Origin of the sequence: Pseudomonas sp. S36 (assembly GCF_016647875.1) — a bacterium.
Taxonomy (GTDB): domain Bacteria; phylum Pseudomonadota; class Gammaproteobacteria; order Pseudomonadales; family Pseudomonadaceae; genus Aquipseudomonas; species Aquipseudomonas parafulva.
In genome coordinates this window covers 42,703-54,943 of sequence record NZ_JACVVG010000034.1, presented here as the reverse complement: position 1 = coordinate 54,943, position 12,241 = coordinate 42,703, and the positions used below count along the sequence as shown (strand labels likewise).

13 protein-coding genes are annotated in these 12,241 nt (G+C 60.0%); 2 read left to right on the top strand and 11 right to left on the bottom strand.

What is annotated here, in order from left to right:
- Positions 1–238 (top strand): transposase domain-containing protein (locus tag IAE36_RS17860; RefSeq protein ID WP_201213807.1); only part of this gene is annotated, 238 nt, incomplete at its 5' end.
- Positions 239–592: 354 nt separating this feature from the next.
- On the opposite strand, the gene IAE36_RS17855 is transcribed toward IAE36_RS17860, so the two are convergent.
- The 6 genes from IAE36_RS17855 to IAE36_RS17830 all read right to left on the bottom strand — a co-directional run bounded on the left by IAE36_RS17855 (position 593) and on the right by IAE36_RS17830 (position 4,236).
- On the bottom strand, positions 593–1,132 hold the full coding sequence (locus IAE36_RS17855) for a hypothetical protein (protein WP_236409006.1): 540 nt from the start codon (positions 1,130–1,132) through the stop codon (positions 593–595).
- Between the two features lie 246 nt (positions 1,133–1,378).
- Complete coding sequence (locus IAE36_RS17850; RefSeq protein ID WP_060483090.1) at positions 1,379–1,642, bottom strand: DUF3077 domain-containing protein; 264 nt, start codon at positions 1,640–1,642, stop codon at positions 1,379–1,381.
- An 81-nt stretch (positions 1,643–1,723) separates the two neighbouring features.
- Positions 1,724–1,966 (bottom strand): hypothetical protein, encoded by a 243-nt coding sequence (locus tag IAE36_RS17845; RefSeq protein WP_201163115.1) that lies wholly within the window; start codon positions 1,964–1,966, stop codon positions 1,724–1,726.
- Between the two features lie 497 nt (positions 1,967–2,463).
- The gene (locus IAE36_RS17840) at positions 2,464–3,405 is read right to left on the bottom strand and encodes an RHS repeat-associated core domain-containing protein (protein WP_201213805.1); all 942 of its coding nucleotides are present in this window, start codon (positions 3,403–3,405) and stop codon (positions 2,464–2,466) included.
- A 242-nt stretch (positions 3,406–3,647) separates the two neighbouring features.
- A complete protein-coding gene (locus IAE36_RS17835) occupies positions 3,648–3,911 on the bottom strand; it encodes a DUF3077 domain-containing protein (RefSeq protein ID WP_060483097.1) in 264 nt (87 codons plus the stop codon).
- Positions 3,912–3,993: 82 nt separating this feature from the next.
- Positions 3,994–4,236, bottom strand: coding sequence for a hypothetical protein (locus tag IAE36_RS17830; RefSeq protein ID WP_201213804.1), 243 nt, complete (start codon positions 4,234–4,236; stop codon positions 3,994–3,996).
- Positions 4,237–4,641: 405 nt separating this feature from the next.
- Between IAE36_RS17830 and IAE36_RS17825 the strand changes: the two genes are divergently transcribed.
- On the top strand, positions 4,642–4,839 hold the full coding sequence (locus IAE36_RS17825; protein WP_201213803.1) for a DUF1737 domain-containing protein: 198 nt from the start codon (positions 4,642–4,644) through the stop codon (positions 4,837–4,839).
- Positions 4,840–5,018: 179 nt separating this feature from the next.
- On the opposite strand, the gene IAE36_RS17820 is transcribed toward IAE36_RS17825, so the two are convergent.
- The 5 genes from IAE36_RS17820 to IAE36_RS17800 form a co-directional block, all read right to left on the bottom strand.
- Entirely contained in the window at positions 5,019–6,353 is a 1,335-nt protein-coding gene (locus IAE36_RS17820) for a M20 metallopeptidase family protein (protein WP_201213802.1), read from the bottom strand.
- 16 nt (positions 6,354–6,369) lie between these two features.
- A complete protein-coding gene (locus IAE36_RS17815; protein WP_201213801.1) occupies positions 6,370–7,554 on the bottom strand; it encodes an acyl-CoA dehydrogenase family protein in 1,185 nt (394 codons plus the stop codon).
- A 21-nt stretch (positions 7,555–7,575) separates the two neighbouring features.
- Positions 7,576–8,907, bottom strand: a complete 1,332-nt coding sequence (locus IAE36_RS17810; protein ID WP_236409004.1) for an MFS transporter — start codon at positions 8,905–8,907, stop codon at positions 7,576–7,578.
- A gap of 21 nt (positions 8,908–8,928) precedes the next feature.
- Positions 8,929–11,436 (bottom strand): TonB-dependent receptor plug domain-containing protein, encoded by a 2,508-nt coding sequence (locus IAE36_RS17805; RefSeq protein WP_201213799.1) that lies wholly within the window; start codon positions 11,434–11,436, stop codon positions 8,929–8,931.
- Positions 11,437–11,527: 91 nt separating this feature from the next.
- On the bottom strand, positions 11,528–12,229 hold the full coding sequence (locus tag IAE36_RS17800) for an enoyl-CoA hydratase/isomerase family protein (RefSeq protein ID WP_201213797.1): 702 nt from the start codon (positions 12,227–12,229) through the stop codon (positions 11,528–11,530).
- Positions 12,230–12,241: the final 12 nt, after the last annotated feature.

Below are 12,241 nucleotides of genomic sequence, written 5' to 3'. Positions count from 1 at the left end.
AGCCGAGCGTGCGATCCGCCCGTTTGTCATCGGGAGAAAGAACTGGTTGTTTAGTGACACGCCCAAAGGTGCCACTGCCAGCGCACATCTTTACAGCCTGGTAGAGACGGCCAAAGCCAACGGCCAAGAGCCCTATGCGTGGCTGCGCCACGCACTGGAGCGCCTGCCGCAGGCGTGCTCAGTGGAAGATTACGAAGCGCTGCTACCTTGGAATTGCACACCTCAAATACACAGCTAGGTGCTCTGCCCATTATTGGTTAGGTGGGGTTCATGGAGCGCTTACAATGAATTAACCGCTCACGACACTAGCCAGTAGTACGAGCAAGTGCGCGTGCATCGTAAATTGGCAGTGTAGCTCTCTTGATAAGGGTCTGTACGAAGAGGTTCATTGAGTTTTTCGAGCACTTCCCCTTACGCCTTTCAAGATAAAGATCTCGGCCTGCCCGCCAAGCCAAAGCCAAGAGCCCAAAGAGTGCAGCAGTGTAAATTGCAATTACCCCGCTTGCTATTGCATATGCTGGCAGTTTGCTTAGGTACGGCGTAATCTGTATTTTCAGTTGCCCGCTTAGGTCAATAAATTTGAAAGATACATTTAGGCTATGCTTAAGAAACTTAAGGTAAAGAGTCTTAAAAATAGGCGGCCGCTGAAAATGTGGCTCAGAGTTTTTTCGCCTAGAGTTAAAGAGTTTTCTTTGAAGCGATTGCTAAGAGTTACCGTCTTGTCAATATTTTCTATGACCTCTAAATATGATTCCTGTGGCACCTTAAAATGCTTTTTGAGCCATAACGTCTTATGAATTTCGAGATTTTTGTAAGAAAACCTGCTTTCATTGCTGAGTACCCCACATTTTTTTAGCATAAACTGTCGGTATTCTAGATCATATTTCGACGCAAAAAGATAAATGCCTATCACCTCGAAGGTGGCGGCAGCAAGGCTTGAAAGAAGCACGAAAAGTGGTGAAGCGTCATGATTAATGGCTGATATGGCCAAAAATAAAATCGTTAGTGTGAATGAGATAAACGCCAGTTTGTATGATCTTGTTTTAGGTGCAGAAACTAACGTTGAAGTCCCAAAAGCTAGATTAAACTGGATTGCAATTTTTTCGATTTTCTCGAGAGTCATAATTTCCAATGTTTTGTTTCCTGTGTATTGCTATGATATTCGTTAGTTTGCATTTGAGTCAGAGGCATGGCAAATATGATTGACATAATCAATCTTTTAAAAGGCGCGGCTCTTATAACTTACTGCTCTTCGCGCGATAGATTGCGTTTGTGAAATCTACTCGAATAATTACGTTGATCGGCCCCTCAACGTCCGGGGCCTCCAAAGCCGAACACCGAACTATGTCTTCAACGCGTCCGGAAGGGCAAACCTACTTCACCGCATCATCCCCAACTCAGCATCATCCATCAGCGCCTTGGCCAACGCGCACAGATAGTGCGAAGCCCAGATCAGCTGAGGTTTATCTTCCATCAACCCATCCAACGTCATATCCCGCGCATAGCCCATCAGCTCCGAAGCCTGCTCGCGTGCGCTCTGGCAGGGGATGCCAGGCTCGATGCGGAAAAGGGGGTGGGTCTGGTTCGCGCCTTGGTAGAAAGTGGTTTTACCAACGGTGAATTTGTTTTCTTCTGTGGCCATCTTTGTCGCTCCCCGAAACACGCTAATGCCTGGACTGGCCTAGCCGCACCACGCACAACCCAGGCGAAACCAATCACAAACTCAATGCCGCAACCTTGGCTCATACGGCATTTGCACTTGAATCAATGCCGATTCAAGCAACGCGCGCAACGTCTCAAGCTCGTGCATGGATGCCATCATCAGGATGGAGGAGGGTGATTTGGGCTGCAGTTGAATCGCCTGCTGAACAACGGTCGATGCGCAGAGCGCGTAGTCAGTGGCCTGTATCAGAGTGTCTTCAAGGGAGAGAAGGGCGGGAGGCGGATCAGGAACAATCTTTAGCATGGTTCAGCTCCAACGTGGGATATGGAGCTGCCTCGAACTTGCTGTCAAACAAGAGGGTGGCAGCTGTACGCGGGTTGACAGACCGAGACGTTGGCACTCGGCGCACCATAGGTGCCCGCACGTACAGCCGCCATAAAGGCGTGCACATGAGGACAACGTGAGCGGTCTGTCAAAACCGGTCGCTGAATTGGCAGCGACCGGGCGAGACTAGAATCCACACTGCTCATGTGCAACGAAAAACGTGCGCCCGGAGTATCTTTGGGAAACGGCCTACAAGAAAGGGCCTAATTCCGATTTTTTCGCACAAACGACGACGCTTCCTATTTGGATGATGCATGCGTCGGCTCATCGCCCCTCGATCAGAACCGCTCATGCGTCATCGCTGGCATCAATGGCCCGAGGTCGAAAGACACAGTTTAAAGCCGTATCAGCGACAAGTTCGTGAAGCGCTAGACCGCCGTGACCACAGGTCTTCAATCCATGTGGCGTTGCCAATTCTATTTTCGGAGAGGCCTAAGTTGCGGATTCCTCACTTTATAAGCGCCTTGACTCACTCTAAACGTACCTTGCCAATAAGCAGTCAAGTCGAGCGGATCGGCCGCCCTCCTTACAAGTAACTCCCCCATAATCGTAAAACTTTTGCTAAAGCTTTCAAGGCTTGAGAGATAAACGGAGCTGTCAGCCATTCTTTTATCACCCCCATTAGCAGCCAGCGTGAGGGCATTTAAATTTTCACTATTTCTCAGGTACGCCTTCAGATTGGCTTTGGTAACGTACGTCTTTTCCGGACCCACTTCAGGGTTCACAAGAACCTCGAATATTATGGTAGTACGCAGTGTTCTGCGGGTGGTGTTCATGGCCTTGCTCCGAGCGCTTGCACCCTTGCCCATGGTCGTAACCTGAGTGGTCGTCAGCGTTTCATAATGCTCAACCTTGAATGTTCGTACGATCCTATGCTTTGCGTGCGCGAGCCCGAAGCGTGGCACATGGCCGCTAGGGTCTTGGTGGTTGATTGGGTCATCGTTGCAGTAGGCATAGCTGTTCAACCCGCCCCGGCCAAAAGGGCTCCAGGTGTCGCTGGCGCGAAAACGCATGAGTACCGGGCTGTAGGCCCGGTATCCGTTTCCAAGTACATAACTGCCCGACACTTTATTAAAGTGCTCACCATTAAAACTGAGTACCCCGTGACCCTGTTGGTGACCCAAATCATGGCCATACGCTGTAAAAGCGCGATTCTGCTGCTGGTCACCGTGCACACTGAGCACCGATTGTTGACTGTCTGAGGCGATCAAACCTGTAGTGCCACCAGTTCCTCCGTGTTGCTCGGCCAACGGCAACTCATCATGGCGAAAAACGGCGCGCGTCTGGTCACCTTTTCTGAGGGTAGATAGTGTGTTGTTTTGATAGAAAAAATGGGAACGGTCGGATGTTAGGCTCATATCTCAAATGCCTGCTGCGCTGGTTGATGGGGGGCTGGTTGAGATGATTCTGAAGCGCTGGAAGAATCTGCATACTCGCAAAAGTGAGAGGTCTAACAGCTGGCGTGGAGTTTGAAGTGAGTCGGTAGCCTAGGCGTTTGGATACTCAGACCCAGGTGCCTATCAAAAACCTTGTTATTCGCTGTTGAACAATCATCTATTGGGATTACGCAATCCCGATCTTGGAGGGCTATCAGCGCGATTCACCGCATCATGCCCAGCTCAGCATCATCCATCAGCGCTTTGGCCAGCGCACATAGATAGTGGGATGCCCAGATCAGCTGGGGCTTATCTTCCATCAAACCATCCAGCGTCATGTCCCGCGCATAGCCCATCAGTTCCGAGGCCTGCTCACGTGCACTTTGGCAAGGGATGCCAGGTTCGATGCGGAAGAGGGGATGGGTTTGGTTGGCACCTTGGTAGAAGGTGGTTTTACCGACGGTGAATTTGTTTTCTTCTGTGGGCACGGTGGTAGCTCCCCGAAAGACTTCGTTGCCTGGGCTGGGAACCCTGGTGGCTCTAACAGCCCAGGCGTTACACAACCAGGCTTTAGTGCCAGGCCCTCGGTTCTGAGGGCATCTGCACCTGGATCAATGCCGACTCAAGCAGCGCTCGCAGCGTTTCCAGTTCGTGCATCGACGCCATGATGAGCACCGACGCGGGCGATTTGGGCTGTAGCGCCATTGCCTGCTGCACTACGGTCGCCGCGCACAGGGCGTAATCCGTGGCCTGGATTAGTGTGTCTTTCAGGGAAAGAATGTGACGGGGTGGGTCTGGGACGATTTTCAGCATGCTCACGCTCCAACAATGGTTGAGCTGCTATCCACCTCGCTGTCAAACGGGAGGGTGGCAGCTGTACGCGGGTTGACAGACCGAGATTGTTGGCACTCGGCGCACACGAAGGTGCCCGCACGTACAGCCGCCATAAGCGTATGCACACGGACAACAATCGACGGTCTGTCAAAACCGGTCGCTGAATTTGCAGCGACGGGCCGAGACTAGGACTGACGATTTCCACGCGCAACGAAAAACAGGCTCACGGAGTATCTTTGGGAAACGGCCTACAAGAAAGGGTTAAATTCTGATTGTTTACCAGGAACACCATCGCGTTTTACATAGACTGCCCGGTGTTCCAGGTTGCAGGCTGTTTCCAAGTAGTATTAGAACCCCACACTTACCGCAACAAGGATCAACCTGATGAACCAGCCACCCGACGGCATGCCCATTTACCGCGTACTGACCGGCCCCGATGACGCTGCCTTTTGCCGCAGGGTCAGTGATGCCCTGCAGCTGGGCTATCAGCTTCATGGCGGGCCTGCGCTTACGTTCAATGGCACGAATGTGATTGTGGCCCAGGCGGTGGTATGGCCTGGGGAGGGGGTGGGCGCTGCTTGACTTCAGGGTGGATGGCACCGGCTGGCGCCGGTGTTCGCGGGTGAACCCGCTCCCACAGTGATTTGCGACAACTTTCAGAATTTGTGCAAAACGGTGGCCCTATAAAGACGAGGGCGCGTGCCACAGGTCGAGGGTGGTTCGGCAAGGCCGGCTGCGGGCCTGCAACTGTGGCGGGGCGCTCAGCGAGCACCGGCATTCATATAGGCCAGCGTCATCCGGCTGAGGGCACGTATGCCCACCGCAAGGCTCGGGTCATCCACCTGGAAGCCTGGCGAATGGGTCGGCCACACCGGCTTGTCGGCGAGTGCCGGCGGGGTTGCGCCCATGCGCAGGAACACGCCGGGGATCTGGCGGGCGTACTCGGCAAAATCGTCCGCGCCGTACGTGCCGCTGTCTATCTTCACAGGCGTGGTGGATACCTGTTCCAGCACTGGCAACAGGCTGTCCACCAGCGCGGTGTCGTTGTACCCGGCGCGGTAGTTGCCGGGCAGGTAGTCGACCACTGCGCTGGCACCCGAGGCTTCGGCGATGTGCTGCGCTGTACGGCGCATGCGCTGCAGCACGTCTTCGCGCTGTTCGTCGCTGACGGTGCGGATGGAGCCCTCAAGGCGCACTTCGGCGGGGATGATGTTGTGCCGGTCCCCGGCCTGGATGCGGCCCACGGAGATCACCGGCGCCGGCAGCACGCTGAGGTTGGACTGGCGGCTGGGGATGGTCTGCCAGGCAAGGATGACTTGCGCCGCTACCGGCACGGGGTCGATGCCGGTCCAGGGGAATGCTGCGTGTGTTTGCCGGCCCGTGATGCGGGCCTGGAAGGTGTCTGCCGCTGCGGTCGTGCGGTTGCGGCTGAGGGTAAAGGTGCCTGCCGTGCCGGCAGTGACGTGGATGCCGAAGATTACCGCCGGCACTGGGTTGCTCAATACGCCTTCCTCGATCATCTGCCTGGCGCCGCCGGTTTCGCCCAGGGGCGGGCCTTCTTCAGCGGGCTGGAAGATCAGTTTCAGGGTGCCGGGCAGTTGGTCGCGCCGCGCTGCCAGCACTTCTGCCACGCCCAGGGCCATGGCCATGTGCGCGTCGTGGCCACAGGCGTGCATCACGCCCACTTCCTTGCCACGGGTGCGCAGGTCACCGCCCTTGTCCAGCACGCGAACGGTCGAGGCATAGGGCAGGCCGGTCTGCTCGGTCAGTGGCAGGGCGTCCAGCTCGGCGCGAATGGCCACCACCGGGCCTGGCTTGCCGCCGCGCAAAATGCCCACTACGCCGGTATGGGCGATGCCGGTCTGCACCTCCAGGCCCAGTGCGCGCAAGCGTGTGGCGATGCGTTGGGCGGTTTCTACCTCGCGGTTGCCCAGTTCGGGGTGCTGGTGAATCTGGTGGCGCAGTTCGATCACGCCCGGCAGCGCCTTGGCAATACGGGCGTCCAGGTCGGCCCAGGCCGCCGTTTGCGCAGCGCTGGCCGGGGCCGCGAGCGCTCCCAGAAACAGGGCGTAGAGGGGCTTGCGTAACGGTGGCATGGGCGCTCCTTGGGTTTCAGTAAGTGAAGGCGATGGGCGGGGGGGTGCCGTTCACCAGGTAATCACCAATGGCCTTGTACTTGTAGGCCACGGCATCGTGGGTGGTATGGGTGCGGGCGTTGCGCCAATGCCGGTCGAAGTTGTAGCGCGACTGGGTGGTAGCAGCGCCGCCTACCTCGTAGAGGCGTTCGCACACATGCAGGGCGGCGCGGGTCGAGGCGATCTTGGCCTCGGCCACGTCGATGGACGCACGGGCCAGCAGGGCGTCCAGTGCTTCGCCGGCCAGGCGGCCCTCCAGCTGGCTGCGGGCGGCCAGGTCCACGGTCAGTGATGCTTTCTCCACCAATGCCTGTGCGCCATGGATGGCGGCGGCCATATCACCCACGGTGTGCAGGATGTATGGGTCGTTGCGGGCCTGGTCCACACCGCTCTCGCGCACTGGCCGTGCACCGGTACGCGACCACTGCACGGCGTCGTCCAGCGCCGCCAGGCCAATCCCGATATCGATGGAGCAGTGGATCAACTGGGCGCTGGCGCCGATGTAGTTGCGGCGCTGGTACCACTGGGCCAGGGGGATCACCTGGTCTTGCGCCACCGGCACGTTGGTCAGCAGCGTGGTGCCGCTGGCGGTAACACGTTGGCCCATGCCGTCCCAGTCGTCGAGCAGCTCGATGCCGGGGGTGTTGGCCGGCAGCATCACGTACACCGCGTTGCCGTCTTCGTCCACCGCCTGCACCTTGAGCAGGTCGGCGAACAGGCAGCCGGTGCTGTAAAACTTGCTGCCGTTGAGCACCAGCTGGGCGCCCTGGCGTTCCAGGCGGGTGTGAATCTCGCCACGGAACTTGCCCCCTCGCTCGGCGATGGCCCCGGAAGACAGCTGCCGCTGGGCGAAGGCGCCCAGGTAACGGCGTTGCTGGTCATCACTGGCAATCAGGCGCAGGTGCTCGACGGTGGCGAAGTGTGGGAACAAGGCCTGCGCCACACTGGGGTCTGCCTTGGCCAAGGTGATGAAGATACGCGCTACGTCCAATTGGCTGATGTCCCCGCCACCCATGTGCAACGGAACGCGGGCGGCGCCGAGGCCAGATTGGCGGATCAGGTCCAGTTGCTCGAACGGCAGGGCACGCCGTGCATCGCGTTCGGCGGCGCCAGGCTGGATGTGGGTGGCCAGTTCATGGGCCAGTGCCAGGTAGTCGGTCATGTGTCAGTCTCGAAAAAGGAGTCAAGGTGCATCGCGCAAGGCCTGGCGCGGAACGCCGAACAGCAGGGTCAGGGTGCCGCACGCCACCAGGGCGGCGACGATGTACAGCGCCAGGCTGATTTCGCCTGTGTTGGTCTTGAGGGTGCCGATCATGATCGGCGTCAGCAGGCTGCTGACCTGCCCGCAGCAGTTCACCAACGCCAGCCCGGCGGCGCGGGCACGGTCGGACAGGTAGTAGGTGGGAATGGTCCAGAACACCGCCGTGGCCACCAGGTAGCCACTTGTCATCAGGGTCAGCAGGGCGATGGCTGACCAGGGGCCGGCGATCAGGTTGGGCAACAGCACCATTGCCAGGGCCGCCGCAAGGCCGCCAAGTGCGAAATGCCAGCGGCGTTCCTGGTGCAGGTCCGAATGGCGGCATGCCCACAGCATCACTGCCACGCCAGCCAGGTAGGGCAGGGCGGAGAACAGGCCGAGCTGGCCCAGGCTGCTAACCCCGGCATCGCGGATGATCGACGGCGCCCAGATATTGGTGACGTTGCCCGTGCACATGATGGTCAGGCAGTAGGCCAGGGTGATGAACCATACCTTGCGGTCTTTCAGCGCTTCCAGAAAGCGCTGGTGGCCGCCCGGTTTGCGGCTGGCCCGTTCGTGGGCCAAGGCAGCTTCGATGGTGCGCTTCTCGGCGTTGCTGAGCCAGCGGGCATCGGCCGGCTTGTCATCCAGCCAGTACCAGGCAAACAACCCCGCCAGCACTGGCGGGATGCCGGTGAGCACAAACAGCCACTGCCAGCCGCTGAAGCCGGCAGCGCCCGCGAAGTGGCTCATGATCCAGGTGGACAGTGGCCCGCCGACGATGCCGCACACGGCAATGGCCATGATGAAGCGCGAGGTGATGCGCGCCCGGTAGCGGGCTGGGAACCAGTAGGTCAGGTACAGGATTACCCCCGGGAAAAACCCGGCCTCGGCAGCGCCCAGCAATACCCTCAACACGTAGAACTGCGCCGGCGTCTGGGCGAATGCGGTGGCGATGGTTACCAGCCCCCACAGCACCATGATGCGGGTCATGGTCTTCTTCGCACCGAACTTCTCGAGCAGCAGGTTGCTGGGTATCTCGAACAGCAGGTAGCCGATCGAGAACACGCCGACAATGATGCCGAAGGTGGCGTCACTGATGTTCAAGTCGGCCTTGAACTGCAGGTGCGCGAAGCTGATGTTCACCCGGTCCAGCCAGTTCAGCACGAAGCACAGGAACAGGAACGGCATGATGCGCCAGGCCAGCTTGCGGTACAGGCGCTGGTCGAAGCCGGAAGGGTCCGCCGCGTGTGCGGCGGGCGGGTTTGCTGAAAGCATGCCAGGCGTGTTCATGGCGGGTTACCAGCTCACGTCGACTTTGCCGAAGAAGTACGCACCTTCCAGCCCGTAGGGCGAGTACCAGCTGTAGGTCGGATCGTCCGTGGGGAAGAAGTAGTAGCGCTTGGCTTCGGCGTTGAGCTGCTGTGGGCGGCGGTCGAAAATGTTCTCGCCGCCGACGGTAATTTTCACCGCATCGCTGAGCCAGTAGCCCAGGCTCAGGTCGGTGATGAACGCCGGGCGGATTTCCTCGTCGCGGCTGGCGGCAATCTGGTTGCGCCCGGTGACCTTCGAGTAGCGGGTGCCCTTGAGCGTCACGTCGAAGTCGCCCAGTTGCCAGGCGGCGGTCAGCGAAGTGACGTTCTTCGGGTAGGCGCTGGTCAGGTTGCCCTGCCGGTCGCGGCCCACGGCGCTGACGCCGGTGCCGGCGAGGGCGTCAGGCTCCTTGATCTTCTCGATGGTCTGCAGGCTCTGGTTGCTCAGCAGGGTCCATTTGGTCTTGCCGTATTCACCGAGGTCGTAGCGGTAGTCGGCCACCAGGTCGATGCCGCGGGTACGGGTGTCGGCCAGGTTGCCGAAGTAGGAGACGATCTGGTTCGGGTCCAGGCCGTTGGCGGCGAGTAGGTTGGACACGGCGGTGCCCTGCAGGTTGCTGGTTTGCAGGATGCGGTCCTTGATGTCGATCTGGTACAGGTCGACGGTGACGTTGAGGTTTTCGGTGGGCGTGGCCACGAAACCGAGGCTGTAGTTCAGTGATTTTTCCGGCTTTAGCTGCCGGGCGCCCAGGGCCTGCCCGGCTGCGTCATCCACCGTCACATAACGGGTGGTGGCCTGTTCCAGTACGCCGTTCAGCGGGCTAGTGCGCCACGCCGTAAGCGACGATGAATAGTATTGCTGTTGCAGCGACGGCGCACGGAAGCCATTGCTGACCGTGCCGCGCACGGCAAACGCTGGCGTGAAGGCGTAACGCGTGGAGAGTTTGCCGCTGCCGGTGTCGCCAAAGTCGCTGTAGTGCTCGAAGCGCCCGGCCAGGCTGACGTCCCACTGGTCGGTGAGGCTCTGGCTGAGGTCGATGTAGCCAGCCGTATTGGTGCGCGAATAATTGTGCGCATCCGCTGGGGTGAAACCCACCAGGCCCGGTGCGCCAGGGTTTGGGCGCTGGCCAGCGAGCGGGTGGCCGGCGGGGAACACGTAGCCGCCGTCGGCATAGGAGGCGTACTCGCCTTCCTCGATCTCGAAGCCGTCACGGCGGAACTCTACACCGGTGGACACGTTTAGTGGCTTGGCGAACAGGCCGGTGTCGAAGGCGCGGGTAAGGTCCAGGTTGTTGGTCCACTGGCTGGCGATCAGGTGGCCGCCGTCCATGTTGCGGGGGCTGGTCGGGCCAAGGGAGGGGTTGAGCGACTTCTCGTTGCGGGTGTTGGCGTCGTTGCGGCCGTAGCTGGTGCTGAGGTCGAGCTTCCAGCCGGCGACGTCTTCGTTGCGCAGGCCGATCACAGCCTGGAAGTCGTCTTCTTCCACCACGAAGCGCGGCGAGAAACCGTCTGGGTAGACCGCTACGATATTCTGCGGCGAGTTGGCCGTGCGGTAGGTGCCCCAGCTGGTGGAGTTGCGGTGGCTGAGGGTAGAGAAGGAATACAGGCTCACGGTGTCGGTCAGCGGCAGTTCGGCGTTGTAGCCAAAATTGTAGGTTTGTGAGCGTGGCTGGCCCAACTGCTGGCGGTAGCGGCTTTCACCGTTCTCACGCGGGTCGGCGCCACCGTTGACCGGGAAATAGATGCGGGTACGGGCCGGCACTGCACCTGCAACGTTGGAGCTTTCCTGGATGCCGATATCGGCGCTCAGGCTGAAAAAACCGTCATTGGGCAGTTCAAAGCCCTGGTTGACCTGGCCCTGGCCACGGGCGCCGAAGTTGCCTTTGCCGCCCACACGGTTTTCGTACTGGCCATACAGTGCGCTGGCGCTACCGCCGGAGCTGTTGTTCTTGAGGATGATGTTGATCACCCCGGCGATGGCGTCCGAGCCGTACTGGGCAGCGGCGCCGTCGCGCAGCACCTCGACGTGGTCCACGGCACTGACCGGGATCAGGTCGAGGTCGGCCGGCGACTGGCCGCTCGCGGTGGCGGCGGTCTGCACGAAAATCAGCGAGGTGTTGTGCCGGCGCTTGCCGTTTACCAGTACCAGCACGTGGTTACCGCCAAGGCCCCGCAGGGTCGCCGACTTCACAGACAAACCGGTGCCGCCGGTAAAGCCGGCGGCGTTGGTGTAGGAGGGCACGGCGGCGGCCAGGGCGTCGCGCAGGTTCTGCTTGCCGGAGCGGGCCAGGTCCTCGGCGCTTATCACGTCGATCGGTGCCAGGCTGTTGGCCACGGTACGCCCGCTGTCGCGAGCGCCGGTGACCACCACGGTTTGCAGGGCAGCTTCGTTGCCTGGGGTATCGGCGGCCGAGGCTAGTGGGGTGACGCACAACCCGAGGATGCCTGCGGTCAGCAGGTTGAGCCTGGGCTGGAAAATGTTGGGGCGAGACATGGTGAGGCTCCGGTAAGGTGCCGCTTTCCATTCCTGGTGGTGGGAGTTCCTGACAGTACTGGCGAGGCGATGAGGTGTTGGCAGTTTCTGGTTATCGGTAACGCATGACGTCCTGGCGGGCCTGGTCGACCAGGGCCATGTGCGCTCTAAGGTGGCGCTTGCGTTGCGCCAGCAGCAAGGTCTTGGTCCATGCCATGGCCTTGGCTGAATGCCCGGCCAACTGCGCCGCCAGTTCCAGGGCTGCAGCGTGCGGGTCTTCGGCGATACGGTTTACCAGGCCTAGGCGCAGCGCTTCTTCTGCATCGAAACTGCGGGCGCTGAGCATGATGTCCAGTGCCGCGGCCTCGCCGACCAGGGTCGGCAGGGTGATGGCACTGAAGCCTGAGAGCATGCCGTGGCGCACTTCCGGGAAGCTGAACCGGGTGTCGCTGCGGGCGATACGGAAATCGCAATGGATCGCCAGGCTGATACCCAGGCCCAGCGTGTGGCCGTGCAACGCCGCCACCACCGGTTTGTTCAGTTCCACACCAACGCCCGGCAGGGCGCGGGCCAGCAGATCGCTGGCAACAGCTTCGCCGGTGGCTTCGATTTCTTTCAGGTCGGAGCCTGCGCAGAACGCCCGCTCGCCGGCGCCGCGCAGAACAATGGCGCGCACCTGTTTATCGCCAGCGGCGCGGGCCCAGGCTGCGGCCAGCTCACGCTTCGCCTGGCCGTCCAAGGCGTTGAGGCGTTCAGGACGGTTGAGGGTTATCTGCACAACCCCTTCACCTTGATGCTGATAGTCGACTGTCATTGCTAGGCATTC